The following is a 20117-nucleotide window of genomic DNA, read 5'->3' as shown; positions in this document are numbered from 1 at the left end:
CACGGCGACATCCTGCGTATCTGTGTCCTCACGCAGTAACAAGTCCCACTCGCTGGACCGGCACATCACCACGACCTGGCGGATGTCCAGCCTGCCTCGGCAACTACGTCACGCCCGTCCCCCCCAGCAGCGGCTCGGCCCGCGCTGGTACCTGGGCAGCGCGGACGCCATCCTGCAGTCCTGAACCTGATCTACGACGAAACGGCCCGAGTACGTCGCGGTGTTCGCGCCGACCATGTGTACCGCATGGATCCGCGCAGATCTCGCCCAGCACATCGAGTCCGGCGCGGGCGTGACGGTGGCGGGGATACGCGTCCGCGCACGGAGTCCTCCTCCTTCGGTGTGATCACTCCGGGCTCGACGGAAGCACCGTCGAGCGGTTCTGGAGAAGCCCGCGGACCCGCCCGGCCTGCCCACGACCCCGATCCGTCCTCGCCTCCATGGGCAACTACATCTTCACTACCAAGGCGCTGATCGAGGCCCTCCAGCGGGACGCCGACGACGCGCCGGCTCCGTGCACGACATGGGCGGTTCGATCCTCCCCAGCTCACCGAGCGCGGCGAGGCCACCTGTACGACTTCGGCGACAACCACGTCCCCGGCGAGACCAGCCGCGACCAGGGCTACTGGCGTGACGTCGGCACGCTCGACGCGTACCACAGGCCCACATGGACTGATCGCCGAGCGGCCGCTTCAACCTCTACAACCGCAGCTGGCCCGTCTACACCCACTCCAACCAGCTCTCGCCGGCCCGCTTCAACGCCGGCGGCATCGCCGGCGAGTCCATCATCAGCCGCTGCCTGATCCGGGGGCAGGTCACGCGGTCCGTGCTCTCGCCGGGTGTCGTGGTCGACCCGGGGGCGGTGGTGCAGGGGTCGTGCTGCACGACAACGTCCACATCGGGCGGGGTGCGGTGGTGCGCGCGCGGTCCTCGACAAGAACGTCGAGGTGCCGCCCGGCGCGACGATCGGGCGTCAACCCGGAGCGGACGCCGAGCTGTACACGGTGTCCAAGGGCGGCGTGATCGCGCTGGGCAAGGGGCAGCGGGTGCCGTAGCCCGGCCGCTTCGGCAGGAGCGGCGGCCCGTCACACGATCGAGCGGACACGCCGGGCCGGCCTCGGTTCACGCCTTCGTGGGCGCTGACCTCGACACTATGACCTCTTACGCCACATGAGTCCCGCCTCTTTCGCAGGAAGCGGGACTTAATCTGCTGTTAACTGTACGTAGCCTGATCGTACTTGACCGTAATCGCCCCGGGCGATTGACTGCTGGCCCACCCGTCATCGTCGCGAGGCAAGCCATTGACTCCTGACCTGCTCGCACCACTCGACCTGGCGTTCTGGAACATCGAGTCCGACCTGCATCCCATGCATCTCGGCGCACTCGGCGTGTTCGGTCCACTCGCCCGCCGCCGGTGCCCACGCCGCGGACCTGCTCGCCGCCCGAGCCGCCGCGGTGCCCGGGCTGCGGATGCGGATCCGGGACGTGTGGCGGCCGCTCGATCTGGGGCAGCCGTTCCCCTTCGGACTCCGCCGGCCGCTCGCCTTCGGCGGCGCGGCCAGGGAGCCCGCCCCCGACTTCGACCCGCTCGACCACGTCCCGGCTGCATGCCCCACCGCCGACTTCAGGGGATGGCGGGCCGGCTCATGGAGCGTCCGCTGGAGCGCGCCGGCCGCCGTGGGAGGCGCACGTGCTGGCCGGGGAGGACGGCGTCTCGTTCGCCGTGCTCTTCAAGTTCCACCACGCCCTGGCCGACGGCCTGCGCGCGCTGACCCTGGCCGCGGCCGTCCTGGACCCCACGGACATGCCGCCCCGCGGCCCCGGCCCCGCCGACCCCCGCGCGGCCTGCTGCCCGACGTGCGCAAGCTGCCCGGGCTGCTGCGCGGCGCCGTGTCCGACATGGGGCCGGGCCTCGACATCGGCGCCTCCGTCGCCCTGTCCACCCTGGGTATGCGTTCGTCGCCCGCGCTGACCTCGGAGCCCTCCGGCACCCGTCGTACCGCCGGAGTGGTCCTCGACATCGACGACGTGCACGCGCGTCCGCAAGGCCGTCGGAGGTACGTCAACGACGTCCCTGATCGCCGTCGTCGGGGCGCCCTGCGCCGCTGGCTCGACGAACGCGGCGACGGCAGCGAGGGCGTCGCGCCGCGCGCGCTGATCCCCGTCTCAAGCGCCGCCCGCGCACCGCGCACCCACGGGGCAACCGGCTGTCCGGTTACTTGATACAGCTCCGGTCGACGACCCCGACCCGCTCGGCCGCCTCGAGGCGTCCGCACGGCCATGGGCCGCAACAAGGACGCCGGCCCCAACCGGGCGCGGGCGCCGTCGCGCTGCTCGCCGACCATTGTGCCGGCACTCGGCCACCGGCTCGGCGCCCGCTGGTCAGCCAGGCCGGCCCGGCTGTGGTTCGACATCCTGGTCACCAGCGTGCCGCTGCCCGGCCTCGGCCTTGAAGCTCGGCGGCAACCCCCTCACGAGGTGTTCCCCTTCGCCCCGCTGGCCGCCGGCCAGTCCCTCGCCGTCGCCGTCTCGACGTACCGGGGGCGGGTCCACTACGGGCTCGTCGCCGACGCACGGGCCGTACCGGACCTGGACCGGTTCGCTCGGCGGTGTCCGACGAGGTGGAGACGCTGATCAAGGCCTGCGCTCCTTGATCGCGACGGGTTTGGTGGTGCGGCCCGGCGCTCCGTAAAATCTGCCCTTCGAATGCGGGCGCGACCGGAGCGCCGCGACGGCAGACACAGGGGAACGGCAGCGGCGATGACGGTTGACAGAGGATGGCTCGGCGACACGGACGAGGTGTGTACGGGCCCGGCATCGACCCCGAGCGGCTGGCCGTCTGCCTCAGCGTGCTCGAGGAGCTCGACAAGCTGGAGGTCGACCACCCCGACGCGATCGCCGTGCGCCGGGCCACCGCGGGCATCTACCGCACCGTCAAGCAGCGCCGCCGCCAGGAGCGCCGGGCCGCCAAGACGCGCACGACAAGACGGTCACGGAGGCCACGCGACCGGCTCGCCCAGCGCATCGACGACGAGACGGAGGCATCCTCCCGTCGTCGATCACGGAAGAGGGCAAGATCGCGGGATTACTCCAGCGCCCGCGCTCCTGCTACACCTGCAAGACCGGTACGTGGAAGTCGACTACTTCTACCACCAGCTCGTCCGACTGCGCCCGTCTGAACCGCGCCAAGCGCGACGCCCGCGCCGACCTCACCGGCAAGCGCGCGCTGCTCACCGGCGGCCGCGCCAAGATCGGCAGTACATCGCGCTGCGGCTGCTGCGCGACGGCGCGCACACGACGATCACCACACGGTTCCCGAAGGACCCATCCGCCGCTTCAAGGCCATGGACGACTCGGCGGACGATGCACCGCCTCGAGGTCGTCGGCATCGCTGCGTGACCCGGCGCAGGCCGGCCTCGCCGACCAGGTCGCCGAGGCGGGCCCGCTGGACATTCTCATCAACAACGCGACGCAGACCGTACGCCGTCTGCCCTCCGCCTACGCCGCCCTGGTCGAGGGCGAGAGCGCCCCGCTGCCGCCGGTGAGCTGCCCGCCCACACGTGATCGGCGCCTTCGGCTCCGGTGCCGTCGACGGCCTGGCCGCGCTGCCCGTCGGGATCTCCGGCCTCGACGCACAGCAGGTCGCCGACCTCGCCCTGGTCGCCGGCAACGCCAGCGTCGCCCGGCACCACGACGGCACTGCCATCGACGCGGGCGGCCCGTCCCCGACGTCGTCGACACCAACACCTGGGTGCAGACCATCGAGCAGATCTCCCCGGTGAGCTCTCGAGACCCAGCTGTGCAATACACGGCGCCGTTCATCCTGATCAGCAAGCTCCGCCCGTCATGGCCGACGCCGCGAAGAAGTCGGCGAAGCGGGCGCGCGTACATCGTCAACGTCTCGGCGATGGAGGGCGTCTTCGGCCGCGCTACAAGGGCGCGGGCCACCCGAACACCAACGCCGCCAAGGCCGCGATGAACATGGTCACGCGGACCAGCTCCCAGGAGATGTTCCAGACCGACGGCATCCTCATGACCTCGTCGACACCGGCTGGATCACCGACAGCGCCCCACTACGACAAGCTGCGCCTGGCCGAGGAGGGCTTCCACGCCCGCTCGACCTGTCGACGGCGCGGCCCGCGTCTACGACCCCGTCGTGCGCGCGAGGCGGGCGAGGACCTGTACGGCGTCTTCCTCAAGGATTACGCGCCCGGCAAGTGGTGAGACCGTTCCTGTGGGAGTTGGCCGGTGTTGGCCAAATCGCCGTAGACCGGGCCGGTGAGGGCCTGGTGACCTCGCGAACGGTCTTCGAGGTCGGGGAACAGCACGAGCTGGTCACCTCGGCGTGGTCGGGTCTTGTCGCCCTGGTGGGGCGTGCCCGCTGTCCTGGGTGGGCTCGTGTCCGCGTGGCCTGGGGTGCGGTCTGGCCGGTAGCTCTCCGCTGTCCGATCCTCGGTCGGGAGCGGTCACACCTGGCGACGCCGGACCCTGTGGCCCAGGCCGCGTCTGCCGATCGCCACGGCGGCACCGTGGTGCCTGGTGACGGTGGTCCTGGTCTGCTGCTGGAGCGGGGTCTTCCAGTACTTCTCGCCCCAGATGCTGGTGTAGGCAGGGTCCACGGCGATGACGACCAGGCCCTGGTGGAAGGCCATACCGCGCAGCCGTTCCCGGAACCTCGCGGTGGGGATACCCGCCACCGTGCGGCGGAAGCGTTTGCCGCGCCCGCCCCGGCCCATGGTCTCCCGGCCGGTGGCCCGTGCGTCGGCGAAGCCCAGGTTCTCCACCACGATGGCGGCGCAGCCGTGCTCGTGAGCGAGGACGGTCAGGCGGGTGATCGCTGCGCGGAGGCGCCGTCGCGCCGGCCGGTGGGGCCGGTCAGTTCCAGCGGATGGTGACGGGTTCGCCGACCGGGTTGCCGTGCGCATCGAGGACGCAGGCGGCCAGGTGATCGGCGTTGAGATCGACGCTGAGCATGCGCGTGCCCGAGCGCGGATCTCTCTGGTGTGGGCAGTACGGTCTTGTCGGTGGACCAGGAGGCGTCCAGGTACCAGCGGCCCGGGCGGGTCGTGGGCGATGTCGTAGCGGACGGCCCGGTTTGCCGTCACGCGGTCCAACCACTCCACGCCGGTGCGAGAACCGCACGGTGCACGTGAGCCGGTAACGGCCGCGGGGCGCGTTGGCCAGGTGCCGCAGCGGTTCGGGCAGCACGAGGCTCACGGTGCCGTCGTGCGGGTCGACGGTGATGGTGTAGTTCCCGAACGGGGCCGCGGATTCGCCGTCGGCGGTCAGGAACAGGCGTGACGCCTCCCACCGTCGGCGCCACTGGGCCTCGGTGAGCTGGGCGTCGGCGAGATTGTGACGGGCCTTCAGCAGTCGCCTGCCGCCCGCAGCGATGGCCGGGCGACCGGACGCGATGCGGGCCTCGACGGCCGCCAGGCGGGTCTTCAGCGCCAACAAGCGGCGCTGCTTGTGGAAGCGCTCGTTCTGGTCGGCGTAGCCCCGGACCCTCCCACGCGCTTCTGGCACGGCACAGCCAGGCGGCGCTCGATGGTGCCGATGGCGCGGCGCAGCCCGGCGGCCTCGTCGTACAGGCACCGTAAGGAGAGCTGGTACTGGTCCTCGCTGGCGCGGGTCATCGCCCCGCCCACCGCGAGGACGACACGGCCGTGAGCGCCTTCTTGCGCTCCGCGCGCTGGTTCCGCTTCACCGCACCTGCCCGATCGCCACCCGCTCGGCGAGATCGGCGCGCTGGTGGCGGCCCAGATGGGAGCCGACGAGCGTGAGGACTTCGGCATCGGCGGCGCTCAGGCGCAGGCGGTCACGGATACGGGCCCCGGCCGGGGCGGCCACGGTGAAGGGGGCCGTGATCGGGCGCAGTGCGCGCTTCTTCCGGCGCTTCCCCATGGCCACGCCCCCCTTCCCGTCAGCTTCTCCAACCGACAAGCAAGACCCTATGCGCGTCCAACAATGGCCTACAAGTCACTTCCCTCGATCGTGGACTTCACTGCCCGCGTCAACGCGCGCGCCTTCGCCGAACGCGCCCCGTACAGGCGGCCGGAGAACGAGGTCACGATCGCGATCATGTCCCGCACCAGGTCCCCGCCCTCACCGCCGTCCAACTCCTCGTCCCCGCCGACGATCTCCAGCCGCACGCCCCACGACGGCAGCACCACCTCCGCCAGCAGCGCTGTACCGAACCGCGCCAGCCGCTCCTCATGCGTCACCAGCAAGGCGGTCACCGCCTCGTCCTGGCACGCCCGCAGCGCCTGCGCAGCCCCTTGCGCTTGTCGGAGAGCCCCGATGCCACATCGGTGAACACCCCCGCCACCACGCGCTCCCCGGCCGCCGCCCGCAGACGCTCCACCTGCCGGTCCAGATCCCCCTCGGCCCGCTGCCGGTGAGACGGCACACGCCCGTACAGCACCACCGCGCCCTCCGGCTGCACCGGCCGCCCACGACGGCGGGACAAGGCATCCAGATCCCCCACCCGGAAAACCCGCCGCCCACCCGGCGACCTCCGGTCCTCCAGCACACCCTCAAAGGTGTAGCGGCGCAGCGTTCGCGTCGACACGCCCAACCGCTTCGCCGCCCTGCCCGCAGAGATCCAGTCGTCGGCCTTCTCACTCATGCGAGTGACTGTATGGCCAACCGTGACCTACAACCGAATCAACAGCTCTCAACCCGGCTGGCGTCCTCGCCGAGGCCGGACCAGGCGGACGCTACTCGACGGCCCCGAGCCGCGAGTTGCGGGCCGCCACGAGCTCCAGGACCGTGCGCCAGTCCTCCAGGACCCCCGCGTCGAACCCGATGACCTTGCCGGCCTCGTCGGCCTGCCGCAGGGTCACGGCGTCGTCGGCGAGCGGGTCCCGCTCGAACGCGGCCGCCTCCGCGGGACTCATCGGGCCGCCCTGCCTGCTCAGGGTCTGAGCACTCCGCGGGACAGCTCACGCCCGCAGACACGGCGGCCAGATAGCGCTTGGCGGCCACATGCAGTCGTACGAGACGGGAGACCCGTTCACCGAGCAAGGCCCGGACGGCGTCCGCCGCGTGGTCGGCTTGACCGGCCTCGTCGCCGGGCCGCAGCAGATACCCGATGTCGTGCACCAGGCCCGCGATCTGGAGTTCCTTGTCGGCGGGGCGACTTCGGCAGCAGTGCGGCCGTCTGCAGCGCGTGGTCGTGCAGGTCGACCGGGTCGCCGGTGCAGTCCGGGGTGTCCCGGACTCCGCGGCAGGCGTTCAGCAGATCCATCAGCTCTTCGACACTGCGCAGCTCCATGCGCCAGTCCTCCCGCCGGACAAGCCGTTGCCGGACGTCAGCAGATCATGGCCGCCTTGCGAATCGGCCAACGGGACTTGAACTGCGTGGCCCCCGCAGCCGCTGCTCGAGGGCGTGTTCGCTCGGGTAGGCCGTTCGAGTGATCCGAAAAGAGTCCATTGCGTAACAAATAAGGGTAGTTTTCCCCTGATTGCGCACGGGGTGACGCGCAATAGTTACCCACTGTTTCAGCCCTATCGAGCGGACCCCCGCTCATTTGGTTAGTCTGGTTCAGACGGACAGCCAGAACGGGTCCCTACCCACACCCACCGTCCGTCCCGGGGCAAGCCGGTGCACAACGGCCTGCTCTCACGCGACCACACCGACGCCACCGCGTCCGCGCAGCAGCACGTCAGACCCAACGGACGTCGGGCAGCGGACCGCAGACCGCCGACGCGCCCCGAGGGTGACCCGACACATAAGGAGTGCGCGGTGACACCGGAGAAGACGAATCGCGAACAGCGCCCCAAGGAACGCACGGAGCGCGCGGGCCGCCGCCCCGGCGAGCTCGGCAACCTCGACGTGTGGGCCAGGTCCGCCCCGATCCGCCTGGCGGGCTACGAGGACGACCTCGCCGAGCCGCACATCCTGCCCAGCGTGGACTGACCCGGATTTACCCGGCAGGCCCCTTCGCGATCGCCGACGGCATGGGCGTGCGAGACTCACGCCCATGCTGATCAGGGAAGCAACGGCCGACGACTGGCCGCACATCTGGCCGTTCTGGCACCGCATCGTCGCCGCCGCCGAGACCTACGCCTGGGACCCGGACACCACCGAGGAAGCGGCCCGCCCCTGTGGATGAGCCCGGCCAAACGCGTGTACGTCGCCGAGGACGAGACCGGAGCCGTCGTCGGCTCCGCCTACCTCACCCCCAACTACGGCGGCCCCGCCGCCCGGATCGCCAACGCCGGCTTCATGGTCGACCCCGACCAGGGCGGCCGCGGTATCGCCGCGCCCTCGCCGAGCACATCCTGGCGAGGCCGCGGCCCAGGACTACCGGGGCATGGTGTTCAACGCGGTCGTCGAGACCAACCCGGCGGTCGAGCTCTGGACTTCTCTCGGCTTCACCATCCTCGGCACCGTGCCGGACGCGTACGACCACCCCCGGCACGGCCCGTGGGACTGCACATCATGTACAAGGCCCTGTAGTCAGGCGTCCTACTCCAGCGGTGCCGTCCGCTGCCACGGACGCGCGGCCTCCAACTGGGCCGCCAGTCCCAGCAGTTCCGCCTCCGACCCCGGCCGCCCCACGAGCTGTACGGCGCAGGGGGCGCCGGACGGGAGGTGCCCAGCGGCACCGTCATCGCGGGCCAGCCGGTCAGGTTCCACGGTGTCATCGGCGAGTAGGCGGTGTTGGCGGCCACGTTGCGCAGCCAGCCCCGCTCGTGCCAGGGCCCGGCCTTGGGGGAACGGCGGGCGAGCGCCGGTGTGAGCAGCACGTCGTACTCGGCGAAGAACGGCTCCAGACGCCGACGCAGGGCGTCCCGGCTCCCGCCGCCGCGCACGGCTCCCACGAACCGCCTCCCGACGGCCGCGTGCACCCGGGTGCGCCGGGCCAGCAGCCGCCGTCCAGGCCCTGGGCGTCGACGGAGGTGCCCGCCGTCCAGTGGCGAGCGAGGTGAAGCTCAGCGACAGCGGATACGGCGGATCGGCACGCCGCACCTGGTGCCTGCCTTGATCAGCAGCCCGGCCGCCTCCTGGGCGCGGTCGTATACGTCTGCTGACGGTGACCCGGCAAGGGGGCTGCGCAGGGAGACGGCGACGCGGTGGGTGTCGGCGCGCACCCCCGTAGACCTCGGTGTCCGCGAGGACGGACAGCATCAGTCGCGCGTCGCCACGGTCGTGCCAGCGGCCCGTTTCCCGATGCCGAACCAGTCGCCGTCACTGATGCCCGCCGGACCACCCCGCGGCCGGCTTGATGGTGACGACACCGCAGTTGGCCGCCGGTATCCGCAGCGAGCCATACCGTCGTTGCCCAGGGCGATCGGCACCAGGCGGGCGACGGCGGCGCGCGCTGCCGCCGGACGAGCCGCCGCCGTGCGCGTCGTGTCCCACGGGTTGCGGGCGGTGCCGTGCACGCCCTCGGTGGTACGAACACGCACAGCTCCGGCACATTGGTCAGCCCCACGACCACCGCACCCCGCCCGCAGCCGGGCGACGGTGACATGGTCCTGGTCGGCCGGCGTGTCGGCAGTCGCGGCGAGCCGATCCGCACGGCCTCGCCGCGCACCGCCAGATTGTCCTTGACGGCCACGGGCACGCCGCGAGCGGAGTTCGCCCAGATCACCGCGGCGCCCACCTCGTCGCCTCCGCGAGCGCGGCCTGTGCCCGCACCGTGCGAAAGGCGCCGACCCGGCCGTCGATCCGCTCGATCCGCGCGAGGTGCTCGGCCACCACCTCCCGCGGCGTTACCTGCTTCTCGCGTACGGCGGCGGCGATCTCGACGGCGGTCCGTCCGACCCAGTGGGTCACGGGCGCTCCTTGGGGCAGGGGGCGGCTGATGCGTACGTACTCGCGAGTACGTAGGCAGAACTGTGCCGGACGCGCCCGTCACGTCGAGGGTGCCGACCCGAATCCGGCTGACATCCGGTGACTTCATCAACTCCGGCCCTGTCACCGACCGTACGGCGAAGGGGCTGCCCCGCGTGCGGCAGGGCAGCCCCTTCCCGGGTCAGCCGACCGGAGCGCCCGCCGACTCCTCGGCGAGGCGTTCCATGCCGCTGGTGGTCTTCAGCGGCTTCTCCTTCAGGAACACCACGGTGATCAGCGCGAGCAGGGCGAACGGCGTGGCGATGAGGAACAGGTCGGCGGTGGCGACGCCGTAGGCGTGCTCCACGATCGACCGCATCGGGGCGGGCAGCGTCGTCATGTCCGGCACGTGCGAGGACTCGCCGCCCGAACCCTGGCCCGCCGCCCCGGTGATGCCGGCCTCCTCGAGGCCCTTGTTTCTCGGTCGCCACGCGGTTGGCGAGGATCGCGCCGAGGACGCTGGTGCCGATGGTGCCGCCCATGCTGCGGAAGAAGGACAGCACGGAGGTCGCCGCGCCCAGTTCGGCGGCGGGCACGTCGTTCTGGGCGGCCAGCACGAGGTTCTGCATCAGCATGCCGACGCCGACGCCGAGCACCGCCATGTAGATGCTGAGCAGCCGAAGTGGGTGTCGGCGCCGATCGTGGCGAGCAGTCCGAGTCCGGCGGTCATGAAGACGGCGCCCGCCACCAGGTACCGCTTCCACTTGCGGTCCGGCTGATCACCTGGCCGGCGACGGTGGACGACACCAGCAGGCCAGGATCATCGGCAGGCTCATCAGACCAGCGACGGTGGCTTGCCGAGGATACCTGGAAGTACTGCGACAGGAACACGGTCCCGAACATGGCGACACCGACCAGCAGGCTGGCCGTGGTCAGCGTGACCGTGCGGTTGCGGAAGATGCCGAGCGGGATGACCGGCTCGGGGTGCGGGACTCCACGAACACGCGGCCACCAGCAGCAGCACGCCACCGCCGTGAGCGCCGCGGTCTGCCAGGACGCCCAGTCGAACTGGTTGCCGGCCAGCGAGACCAGATGAGCAGCGCGCAGACACCGGCGACGATCAGGAACGCGCCGAGCCAGTCGATCCGTACCTTCCGCACCCGTGCAGCCGCAGGGTGCGCTGCAGCAGCGCGATGGCCAGCAGGCGAACGGCACGCCGATGAAGAAGCACCAGCGCCAGCCCAGCCAGTCGGTGTCGACCAGCACACCGCCGACCAGCGGTCCGCCCACGGTGCCCACGGCGAACACGGCACCGAAGATGCCCGCGTACCGGCCCAGTTCGCGGCGGGATGACGGCGGCCATGACGACCTGGGCGAGCGCGGTCAGACCACCGCCCGATGCCTGAACGACCCGGCTGAAGATGAGCAGTCCGACGCCCTGGGAGAAGCCCGCGAGCAGCGACCCCACGACGAACATCGACAGGGACAGCTGCCAGGAGCAGCTCTTGTTGTAGAGGTCGGACAGCTTGCCCCACAGGGGAACCGTCCGGTCATCGCCAGCAGTTCGGAGGTGACGACCCAGGTGTAGGAGGACTGGCTGGCCCCAGGTCGGCGATGATCCGGGGCAGCGCGTTCGAGACGACGGTGCCCGCCAGGATCGCGACGAACATGCCGGCCATCAGACCGGACATGCCTGGAGTATCTGCCGTTGGGTCATGGAGGTGGGCGACGCCTGTTCCGGCGTCTGCGGTGTGCGGTCACGACAGCTCTTTCGATGGTGGTGATCGGATCCGCGCGAGAGGGCACGCTCAGGCGGGGAGGAGTGCTCGGCGGCGCGCGACGGAGAGGGGACGATGACCGGGGTCGGACGGGCGGTGGGTGCGATGCTCAGCCGGGCGGCGCCGGCAGCCCGGCGGCGAGGCTCGCGAACGTCTCCTGGAACACGTCCGCGAAGTGGCGTTCCGCCGGGTCGGCGCTCCAGTGCTCCACGGCGACCCGGACGGCGGTGCCCGCGACGCGGCCAGCAGTCGCGGATACAGGTCGAGGCTCCGGCGGGCGTCTTCGTCCGTCGCGGTCGTCCCGGGGACGTCCGTGGGGCCGCCGCGCAGGCGCCGGCGATGGCCACGGCCAGCCCGGTCTCGTCCGCCATGTGCGCGCCGAGGCTGCGCACCAGCAGATGCGGCGCGGCCCGCAGTACCTCGGCATGGAGTTGCCACAGCTCGTGCTGCTGCTCGGCCTCGGCGAGCTCGGCCGCGATGGCGTCGCGCACGGCGTCGAGCGGGGACCTCGGCCGGGGCACGCAGCACGGTGCTCCGCACCCGGGCGCTGATGTCCGTGTCGATCACACGAAGGCGTCGTCACGCGCGTCGAAGTAGTTGAAGAACGTCCGCACGGAGACACCCGCCGCGCACTGATGGCCTCGACGGTGACGTTCTCCACCCCGTGCTCGGCGCCAGGCGTACCGCCGCCTCCGCAGCGCGGCCCGGTGGCCCGCTTCTTCTGCTCACGCAGGCGCCCCCTGCGGCACTCTTCTCCGGCATAACTTGCATGCTATGCAAGATGCACGCCCTGCAAAATTGACCCAGGCCTGCGCCTCAGTCGCCCCGCGCCGGCCCCGTGCTCCCCCCCGATCAACTGCGGCACCGGCACCTGCACCGTGCGGGCCGGCCGCCGTCGAGCAGGGCGGTCAGCTCCCGCGCCGCCGTACGGCCGAACTCCACCGTGTCCCGGGACAGTGCGGACAGCCAGGGCTTGACCATGCGGCACAGTGCGGAGTCCTCCCACGCCACCACCGACACATCGGCCGGCACGGAGAAGCCCAGCCCTGCCGCGGCGGCGACGCCGCGACGCCATCACGTCGTTGTCGTAGACCAGGCCGTCGGGGAGTGGGTCCGGACAGCACGCGGCGGTCACGGCGGCGCCCTCCGCGTCCGAGTAGTCGTCGTCACCGACCGCACCTCGGTGAGACCGCGCCGGTCCGCCTCGGCGCGCAGCGTACGGATCCGGCGCTCGGTGCGCGAGTCCCGCGAGGCCGGCGATGTGCACGATCCGCCGATGCCCGAGGGCGTACAGCTCGTCGACGACCGCGGCCATCGCGCCCGGCGTCGTCCGCCCACACCGTGGTCAGCCCGGGGTGCCGTGCGTCGGGCGCGCCGCCGATCACCACGCCGGGCAGGCCCAGTTCGTCGAGCAGGTCCGGGCGCGGGTCGTCGGTGCGCGGTCGACGACGAGCACGCCGTCCACCCGTGCTCGGCCCACCAGCGCCGGTACACCGCGCACTCGTCGGCTGTTCTGCGCGATCTGGAACAGCAGCCCGAGATGACGCTCCGCCAGCACCTCCTGGATGCCGGACACGAGCTGCAGGAAGAACGAGTCCACGCCAGCGTGTCCGCGGGCCGGGCCAGTACGAAGCCGACTGTCGCCGCGCCCTCGCCGGACAGCGCCCGCGCCGCCGTGCTCGGCCGCCAGCCCAGCTGCTCGGCGACCCTGCGCACCCGGTCCCGGGTCACCTCGGAGACCCCCGGACGCCCGTTGAGCGCGAACGACACCGCGCTCTCGGAGACCCCGGCACGCCGCGCGATGTCCTTCATCGTCGGCCGGCGCGCGGGAGACCGCTTGCCCGTCACGTGCTGCTCCCATTCGAAAAGCGCCGCGCACTAATGCGCTTGAGTTCGATCACCCTAAAGCGCATTAGTGACCAACGCAAGGCCCTGCTCACACCGTCCTGAACTGGCACTTTGCTCAACTTAAGGCTTTAGCTGGCTGAATCCATTGACTTTCTGCGGAGGGGAAGTGCAAGGTCTGCCCGACGCGCCGGTCCATCCGGACGTCACCGGACCTCACCGCCGCAAAGGAGCACCTCGTCGTGCGCATTTCCGCCGGACCTTCGCCGCCGCTGCCGTCGCCGTCGTTCTCGTGCCGCTCAGTGCCTGCGGCTCCGGGGAGACGACGGCGGCTCGGCCGACGCCTCGGGCAAGGTGGAGGGCAACATCACCTTCCAGACCTGGAACCTCCGCGCCAACTTCAAGGACTACTTCGAGGCCTGGTCGCCGACTTCGAGAAGAAGTACCCGGGCACCGACGTGAAGTGGGTCGACCAGCCGCCGAGGGCTACGCCGACAAGATCAGCGCCGACCGGCCGGCGGCACCCTGCCCGACGTCGTCAACGTCTCTCCGGACCTGGTCGCCCCGCTCGCCAAGGCCGGCCTCGCGCTCGACCTCGACAAGGCCGCGCCGCAGTACAGGAAGGAGTACCTGGAAGGCCCTGGGCCAGCCATGAAATACCAGGCATGACCGGCACGTACGCCTTCCCCTGGTATCTCAAACCGGCCCGCTCTTCTACAACAAGTCCCTGTTCGAGAAGGCCGGACTCGACCCCGACCAGCCGCCCAAGACGTATGACGAAGTCTTCTCCGCCGCCCTGCAGATCGCGCAGAAGACCGACGGCGAGTCGCCACCCTCGCCAACGTGCCCACCATCGAGGACTTCGGCCGCTACGGCGTCCCGCTGATGAACAAGGAGGGCACCGGCTTCACCTTCAACGACGCCAAGGGCGTCGAACTCCTCACCAAGTACAAGAGTTGTACGATGCCAAGGCCCTGGACCCGCAGGCGCTGACCGCCACGCCCGAGTCGTCCGGCAAGAAGTTCCTCACCGAGGCCGTCGCCATGAACCCGGGCAGCCCTCGACCTCGGCAACTTCAAGAAGCAGGCGCCGCACCTGTACAACAACATCGGCATCACCGACCAGATCACCAGCACCGGCCACGTCAACATGTACGTGATGGGCGTGATGGTCAACGCGCAGACCAAGCAGAAGCCCGCCGCCGTCGCCTTCGCGCACTACGTCACCGACGCGCGCGCACCAGATGTCGTTCGCCAAGCAGGTCGCCATCTTCCCGAGCACCGCCGGCTCGCTCGACGACCCGTACTTCACCAAGGAGGACGGCACCGACGAGACCCGGGCGGGTGGCCGCCGCCGAGTCACTGAAGAACGCGGTCAACTACACGCCGGTGTTGTTCAGCGAGCAGATGAAGGTCGAGCTGCGCAACGCCGTCGCCCGCGCGCTCCAGGGCAAGGAGAGCCCCAAGGAAGCTCTTGACAACGCTGTCAAGGCGTGTGACCGGCTGCTCCAGCAGCAGGGCTGAGTCGTCATGGCGAGTCCCGCTGTCTCCCGGGTGCGGCGCCAGCTGCCGAGCAGCCCCTGGCTGTTCGCCGCGCCCGGACTGATCGTCATCGGCGCGTTCGTGCTGTACCCGTTCGTCTCCACGCGTCAACGCGTTCACCGACCGCCGGACGCTCCGGGCGAGTTCGGGCCTCGCCAACTTCCGCGAGCTGCTCCACGACGACATGTTCTGGATCGGCCTGCGCAACAGCACGCTCTACGTCCTCGGGGTCGTCCCGGCCCTGGTGATCCTGCCGCTGCTTCTGGCCCTGCTGGTGCAGAAGAGCATCCCCGGCATCACCTTCTTCCGCTCCCCTTCTACACGCCGGTCGTCGCCTCGATCGTCGTGTCGGCCTGATCTGGGTGTGGCTGCTCGACGAGCGCGGTCTGGTCAACGCGCTGCTGGAGACGGTCGGCGTCGGTCGGATCGGCTTCCTCAGCGACCAGTGGCTGCTGCTGCTCAGCGCCATGGCCGTCACGGTCTGGAAGGGCCTCGGCTACTACATGATCATTTACCTGGCGGCGCTCGGGAACGTACCGCGCGAACTGCACGAGGCCGCCGCGGTCGACGGCGCCGGAGCGGTCGCCGCTTCCTCACCGTCACCGTGCCCGCCGTGCGCTCCACCATGGTCCTGGTCGCCGCGCTCTCCTCGGTCGCCGCCTTCAAGGTGTTCTCCGAGGTGTATCTGATGGCCGGACCGCCGGCGGACCGGCCGGCGAGGACACCACCCTGGTGATGCTGGTCCAGCGCACCGGCACCGGCCTGACCGGCCGGGTCGGCTACGCCTCCGCGATCTCCGTGGTCGTCTTCGTCGTCACCGTCGTCCTGATGCTGCTCGTGCTGCGCGCCGACCGGAGGGAGGAGCGATGAGCGTGATCGAGAAAGTACGTCCCGTCGAATCGCCGCCCGCCCCGAAGCGGCGCCCCGCCGCCGCCTCACGACGAGAACGGCCGCCGCATCCCCGGCTGGGAACTCGCCCTGCGCTACCTGCTGCTGCTCGCCGTGCTGGCCCTGACCGTCGGCCCGTTCCTGTGGCAGCTGTCCACCTCGCTCAAGGACCGACCGAGGACATCTTCAGCTCCCGCCGAAGTTCCTGCCGAGCGACCCGACTCTGCACAACTACGAGCGCGTCGCAGAGACCATCCCGGTCTGGGACTACGCCTGAACTCGCTGAAGGTCGCCGTAGCCAACGTGGTGACCAACGCGTCGGCGCCGCCCTCGCCGGCTATGCCCTGGCCCGGCTGCGCTACCGGGGCCGCCGCGCGGCCACGCTCGCCTTTGTGCTGGCGATGCTCGTGCCGGTGGAGAGCATCATCATCGCCCAGTTCACGTTCATGCGGGATCTCGGCCTCAACAACACCCTCGTCGGCGTGCTGCTGCCCGGCTCCATCGCCTCACTGAACGTGCTGCTGATGCGCAAGCCTTCCTCAACCTGCCGTACGAGATCGAGGAGGCGGCCTTCGTCGACGGCGCCAACGTCTGGCAGCGGTTCCTGCGGATCGCGCTGCCGTCCGTGAAGGGACGATCGCTGTTGTCGCGATCTTTGCCTTCATGGGCGCCTGGGACGACTTCCTGTGGCCGCTCATCGTGCTCAGCGACCCCTCCAAGTTCACGCTGACCATCGGCCTGAACTATCTGCACGGCACTTTCGCCAACGACGAACGCCTCGTCGCCGCGGGCACGATCATCGCCGTCGCGCCGCTGATCGTGCTCTTCGCCTGTCTGCAGCGGTACTTCTTCCGTGGCGTCGGCGAGGGCGCCGTCAAGGGCTGACCCACCCGTACCTCCGATTCGCGAGGATCCCGTATGCCCCCTGCCGTGCGCTTCGGCGTCAACTACACCCCGAGTGAAGGGTGGTTCCACCACTGGCTCGACTTCGACCTGGACTCCGTGCGCGCCGACCTCGACTCGATCGCCGCGCTCGGCCTGGACCACATCCGCGTCTTCCCGTTGTGGCCGTACTTCCAGCCCAACCGCACCCTCATCAGGCCGAAGGCCGTCGAGCAGTTGGTCGCGCTCGTCGACGCCGCCGCCGAACGCGGGCTCGACGTCAACGTGGACGGGCTGCAAGGGCATTTGAGCAGCTTCGACTTCCTGCCCGCCTGGACCGGACCTGGCACCGCGGAACTCTTCACCGACCCGGAACGTCCTCGACGCCAGGCGACCTACCTGCGCACCCTGGCCCCCCCTCGCGACCGCCCCAACTTCCTCGGCATGACCCTGGGCAACAGGTCAACCAGTTCGCCGCGGCCCGCATCCCGACCCGACCGGGCCACCGAGGCGCAGATCGACGCATGGCTGGAGCGGATGCTGGCCGCCTGCGAGGAGGCGCGCCGGCAGACTGCACCTGCACGCCGAGTACGACGCGACCTGGTACCAGGACGACCAGCCGTTCACCCCGGCCCAGGCGGCCCGGCGCGGTGCCGTCACGGCCGTGCACTCCTGGGTGTTCAACGGCACCGCCCAGCGCCACGGCCGCACGTCCGTGCCGAGCGAACACCACGCCGAGTACCTCATCGAGCTCAGCAAGGCCTGGGCCGACGACCCGCACCGGCCCGTCTGGCTTCAGGAGGTCGGCGCACCCGCCCCGCTCGTCCCGCCGGAGCACGCCGCCTCCTTCACCGAGGCCACCGTGCGGCACGCGTTGGACTGCCCGGACCTGTGGGGCATCACCTGGTGGTGCTCCCACGACGTCCCCGCGACCTCGCCGACTTCCCGAACTCGAGTACGGCCTCGCCTGTTGACCAACGACCGGCGGCCCAAGGACTCCGCGCGGTGCTGGCCCGCGCGGCCCGTGAGCACACCGGCGCCGCAGCCGCCGCCCGGACCACAGCGCTCGTCGTTCCGCGGACCCGTCCCTCCGTTCCCGCTGCGCGCCCGGCGGCCCGGTCTTCGACGCTTTCTTCGGCTGGTCGCCGACGGCGCCCGGCCCACCACCGTCCTTGACATGAACGCGGACGACAAGGACCATCTCGCCGCCCGCGCATCACCGAGGTCGTCACTCCCGAACAGGTACTCCCGCCCCGGAAGGAACCCGAGGAGGCACCCGCTCGTGAGCCGTGTGCGCCGGCGCCCCGATACCCTTGCCGTCCGCACCGCGCCGCCCCAGGCCCGCCGCCTCCGCAGACGACCTGCGCTTCGGCCGGCAGTCTGCCCCCGGCGGCGTTCGCCGCTACACCCTCCACCGCCTACTGCCCGACAGCACCCGGCGCTTCCTCGGCGGCACCTGCCGCGGGCCCACTTCGTCGGCGGCCTCAGGGCCCGGACAGGGCGAGCGGGCGGCACGGTTCGAACTGCGCGCCGTAGGGGAGCTCTACACCTCGTCGGACCCCGTGACCGTGAACCACACCTGGTAACCACCGCAACCCAGCTACGGAGCACCCCGCATGCATGACGACCGCAGCCTCGTGGAAGCCCGCCTGAGGCGTGTCCTCGACGAACGCATCCGACCCGCCGTGTATCCCGAGTCCGTGCCACTCGACGTGGCCGTCTGGCACGCCCCGACGAACCCGTGCCGGTCGCCGAGGGCCTCGCGGCCGAACCGGAGCCCATCGAGGTGGGCGCCCGGTGGGGTGCTCCCTGGGGCACCAGCTGGTTCCAGGTCACCGGGACCGTGCCCGAGGCGTGGGCCGGCCGGACCGTCGAGGCGATCCTCGACCTCGGTTTCGACGAGAACATGCCCGGCTTCCAGTGCGAGGGCCTGGTCTACCGGCCCGACGGCACGCCGGTGAAGGGGCTCAACCCGCGCAACCAGTGGTGCGCATCGGCGCCCCGGTCGAGGGCGGTGAGGAGGTGCGCCTGCACATCGAAGGCGCCTCCAACCCGGTCATCCTCGACTACCACCCCTTCCGGCCCACACAGCTCGGCGACAAGGAGACCGCCGGCAGCGAACCGCAGTACACGCTCACGCGCATGGATCTGGCCGTCCTCGACGAGACGGTGTGGCAGCTGGTGATCGACCTGGAGGTGCTCGGCGAGCTGATGGCCGAGCTGCCGGTGGAGTCGCGCGCCGCTGGGAGATCCTGCGGGCCGTGGAGCGGGCCCTGGACGCGGTCGACCTCCAGGACGTGGGCGGTACGACGGCCGAGGCCCGTTCCCGGCTCACCGACGTCCTCGCCACCCCGGCGGCCCCGTCCGCGCACCGCATCAGTGCCGTCGGCCATGCGCACATCGACTCGGCGTGGCTGTGGCCGCTGCGCGAGACGGTCCGCAAGGTGGCGCGTACGACGTCCAACATGACCGCGCTGCTCGACGACGAGCCGGACTTCGTGTTCGCCATGTCGCAGGCTCAGCAGTGGGCCTGGGTGAAGGAGCACCGGCCCGAGGTGTGGGCGCGGGTGAAGAAGGCCGTGGCGGACGGGCGGTTCGTGCCGGCCGGCGGGATGTGGGTCGAGTCGGACACAACATCCGGGATCCGAGCGATGGCCGGCAGTTCGTGCATGGCAAGCGGTTCTTCCTCGACGAGTTCGGCATCGAGAACGACGAGGCCTGGCTGCCCGACACCTTCGGCTTCGCCGCCGGACTGCCGCAGATCATCAAGGCCGCGGGCAGCAAGTACCTGCTGACGCAGAAGATCTCCTGGTCCCGGACCAACAAGTTCCCGCACCACACCTTCACGTGGGAGGGCATCGACGGCACCCGGATCTTCACCCACTTCCCGCCGTCGACACCTACAACTGCTCCATGAAGGGCAGCGAAATCGCCCACGCGGCCCGCAACTTCAAGGACAAGGGTGTCGCCCGCCACTCCCTCGCCCCCACCGGCTGGGGCGACGGTGGCGGCGGCACCACCCGCGAGATGGTCGCCAAGGCGGCCCGGCTGCGCGACCTCGAAGGCTCGGCGACCGTCGCCTGGGAGACCCCGGCGGACTTCTTCGCCAAGCGGCGGCCGAGTACCCGAACCCGCCGGTCTGGGTCGGCGAGCTCTACCTCGAACTCCACCGCGCCACCCTCACCAGCCAGGCCAAGACCAAACAGGGCAACCGCCGCAGCGAACACCTTCTGCGCGAGGCCGAGTTGTGGGCGGCCACGGCGGCCGTGCGAACGGGATTCCTTACCCTACGAGGACCTGGACCGCATCTGGAAGACGGTGCTGCTGCACCAGTTCCACGACATCCTGCCCGGCTCCTCCATCGCCTGGGTGCACCGCGAGGCCCGCCGTACCTACGAG

12 protein-coding genes and 13 pseudogenes are annotated in these 20117 nt (G+C 70.7%); 12 read left to right on the top strand and 13 right to left on the bottom strand.

From position 1 onward, the window contains the following. The 3 pseudogenes from StrepF001_RS48980 to StrepF001_RS39775 all read left to right on the top strand — a co-directional run. A pseudogene (locus StrepF001_RS48980) lies at positions 1-1055 on the top strand (sugar phosphate nucleotidyltransferase); the annotation flags it as partial. 246 nt (positions 1056-1301) lie between these two features. Beyond that, positions 1302-2654: pseudogene (locus tag StrepF001_RS39780) on the top strand (wax ester/triacylglycerol synthase domain-containing protein). 113 nt (positions 2655-2767) lie between these two features. Beyond that, a pseudogene (locus tag StrepF001_RS39775) lies at positions 2768-4224 on the top strand (SDR family NAD(P)-dependent oxidoreductase). Between the two features lie 242 nt (positions 4225-4466). On the opposite strand, the gene StrepF001_RS48975 reads toward StrepF001_RS39775, so the two are convergent. The 6 genes and pseudogenes from StrepF001_RS48975 to StrepF001_RS50290 all read right to left on the bottom strand — a co-directional run bounded on the left by StrepF001_RS48975 (position 4467) and on the right by StrepF001_RS50290 (position 7276). Further along, positions 4467-4787, bottom strand: coding sequence for a hypothetical protein (locus tag StrepF001_RS48975; RefSeq protein ID WP_240797911.1), 321 nt, complete (start codon positions 4785-4787; stop codon positions 4467-4469). Positions 4788-4875: 88 nt separating this feature from the next. After that, complete coding sequence (locus StrepF001_RS48970; protein WP_240797910.1) at positions 4876-5526, bottom strand: hypothetical protein; 651 nt, start codon at positions 5524-5526, stop codon at positions 4876-4878. Between the two features lie 177 nt (positions 5527-5703). Then, positions 5704-5904: a hypothetical protein gene (locus tag StrepF001_RS48965; protein WP_240797909.1), complete on the bottom strand. Its 201-nt coding sequence runs from the start codon at positions 5902-5904 to the stop codon at positions 5704-5706. A gap of 68 nt (positions 5905-5972) precedes the next feature. Then, the gene (locus tag StrepF001_RS39765) at positions 5973-6239 is read right to left on the bottom strand and encodes a hypothetical protein (protein ID WP_129802975.1); all 267 of its coding nucleotides are present in this window, start codon (positions 6237-6239) and stop codon (positions 5973-5975) included. Continuing rightward, positions 6236-6628, bottom strand: a complete 393-nt coding sequence (locus StrepF001_RS39760; RefSeq protein WP_129802974.1) for a MerR family DNA-binding transcriptional regulator — start codon at positions 6626-6628, stop codon at positions 6236-6238. Before StrepF001_RS39760 ends, StrepF001_RS39765 begins: the two co-directional genes overlap by 4 nt. A 91-nt stretch (positions 6629-6719) precedes the next feature. Continuing rightward, positions 6720-7276 (bottom strand): annotated as a pseudogene (locus tag StrepF001_RS50290) (metal-dependent phosphohydrolase). A 471-nt stretch (positions 7277-7747) separates the two neighbouring features. Between StrepF001_RS50290 and StrepF001_RS39750 the strand changes: the two are divergent. Both StrepF001_RS39750 and StrepF001_RS39745 read left to right on the top strand, forming a co-directional pair. After that, positions 7748-7921 (top strand): hypothetical protein, encoded by a 174-nt coding sequence (locus StrepF001_RS39750; protein WP_129802632.1) that lies wholly within the window; start codon positions 7748-7750, stop codon positions 7919-7921. Between the two features lie 64 nt (positions 7922-7985). Then, positions 7986-8464, top strand: a pseudogene (locus StrepF001_RS39745) (GNAT family N-acetyltransferase). Positions 8465-8473: 9 nt separating this feature from the next. Here StrepF001_RS39745 and StrepF001_RS50285 read toward each other — a convergent pair. The 6 genes and pseudogenes from StrepF001_RS50285 to StrepF001_RS39735 all read right to left on the bottom strand — a co-directional run bounded on the left by StrepF001_RS50285 (position 8474) and on the right by StrepF001_RS39735 (position 11501). Continuing rightward, positions 8474-8644 (bottom strand): hypothetical protein, encoded by a 171-nt coding sequence (locus StrepF001_RS50285; RefSeq protein ID WP_346657001.1) that lies wholly within the window; start codon positions 8642-8644, stop codon positions 8474-8476. 11 nt (positions 8645-8655) lie between these two features. Continuing rightward, positions 8656-8754, bottom strand: a pseudogene (locus StrepF001_RS50280) (hypothetical protein); the annotation flags it as partial. Positions 8755-8940: 186 nt separating this feature from the next. Next, positions 8941-9099, bottom strand: coding sequence for a hypothetical protein (locus StrepF001_RS50275; RefSeq protein WP_346657000.1), 159 nt, complete (start codon positions 9097-9099; stop codon positions 8941-8943). A gap of 36 nt (positions 9100-9135) precedes the next feature. Further along, a complete protein-coding gene (locus StrepF001_RS50270; RefSeq protein ID WP_346656999.1) occupies positions 9136-9417 on the bottom strand; it encodes a hypothetical protein in 282 nt (93 codons plus the stop codon). Positions 9418-9598: 181 nt separating this feature from the next. Further along, the gene (locus StrepF001_RS50265) at positions 9599-9787 is read right to left on the bottom strand and encodes a hypothetical protein (protein ID WP_346656998.1); all 189 of its coding nucleotides are present in this window, start codon (positions 9785-9787) and stop codon (positions 9599-9601) included. Between the two features lie 199 nt (positions 9788-9986). Continuing rightward, positions 9987-11501: pseudogene (locus tag StrepF001_RS39735) on the bottom strand (MFS transporter). A gap of 432 nt (positions 11502-11933) precedes the next feature. Here StrepF001_RS39735 and StrepF001_RS48950 point away from each other — a divergent pair. Then, positions 11934-12113 (top strand): hypothetical protein, encoded by a 180-nt coding sequence (locus StrepF001_RS48950; protein ID WP_240797908.1) that lies wholly within the window; start codon positions 11934-11936, stop codon positions 12111-12113. A 265-nt stretch (positions 12114-12378) separates the two neighbouring features. On the opposite strand, the pseudogene StrepF001_RS39725 reads toward StrepF001_RS48950, so the two are convergent. Further along, positions 12379-13374 (bottom strand): annotated as a pseudogene (locus StrepF001_RS39725) (LacI family DNA-binding transcriptional regulator). Between the two features lie 325 nt (positions 13375-13699). On the opposite strand from StrepF001_RS39725, the pseudogene StrepF001_RS39720 reads away from it, so the two are divergent. From StrepF001_RS39720 to StrepF001_RS39695, 6 genes and pseudogenes are all read left to right on the top strand, one after another. Continuing rightward, positions 13700-14930, top strand: a pseudogene (locus StrepF001_RS39720) (extracellular solute-binding protein). A gap of 6 nt (positions 14931-14936) precedes the next feature. Next, a pseudogene (locus tag StrepF001_RS39715) lies at positions 14937-15818 on the top strand (sugar ABC transporter permease). Continuing rightward, positions 15815-16721, top strand: a pseudogene (locus tag StrepF001_RS39710) (carbohydrate ABC transporter permease). The pseudogenes StrepF001_RS39715 and StrepF001_RS39710 overlap by 4 nt, the downstream one beginning before the upstream one ends. 33 nt (positions 16722-16754) lie before the next feature. Next, positions 16755-18004, top strand: a pseudogene (locus StrepF001_RS39705) (glycosyl hydrolase). A gap of 27 nt (positions 18005-18031) precedes the next feature. Beyond that, entirely contained in the window at positions 18032-18304 is a 273-nt protein-coding gene (locus StrepF001_RS39700; protein WP_346656996.1) for a hypothetical protein, read from the top strand. 30 nt (positions 18305-18334) lie between these two features. After that, positions 18335-20117 (top strand): annotated as a pseudogene (locus StrepF001_RS39695) (alpha-mannosidase); the annotation flags it as partial.

Origin of the sequence: Streptomyces sp. F001 (genome assembly GCF_004187715.1) — a bacterium.
In the GTDB taxonomy this organism is placed as follows: domain Bacteria; phylum Actinomycetota; class Actinomycetes; order Streptomycetales; family Streptomycetaceae; genus Streptomyces; species Streptomyces flavusporus.
The sequence above is the reverse complement of the archived record's forward strand: the minus strand, read 5'-3'. Positions and strand labels throughout refer to the sequence as shown.

Excerpts from the sequence above, each read along its gene's own strand:
- StrepF001_RS48965 (WP_240797909.1), bottom strand. The coding sequence starts at position 5,904 with ATGGGGAAGCGCCGGAAGAAGCGCGCACTGCGCCCGATCACGGCCCCC.
- StrepF001_RS39760 (WP_129802974.1), bottom strand. The coding sequence starts at position 6,628 with ATGAGTGAGAAGGCCGACGACTGGATCTCTGCGGGCAGGGCGGCGAAG.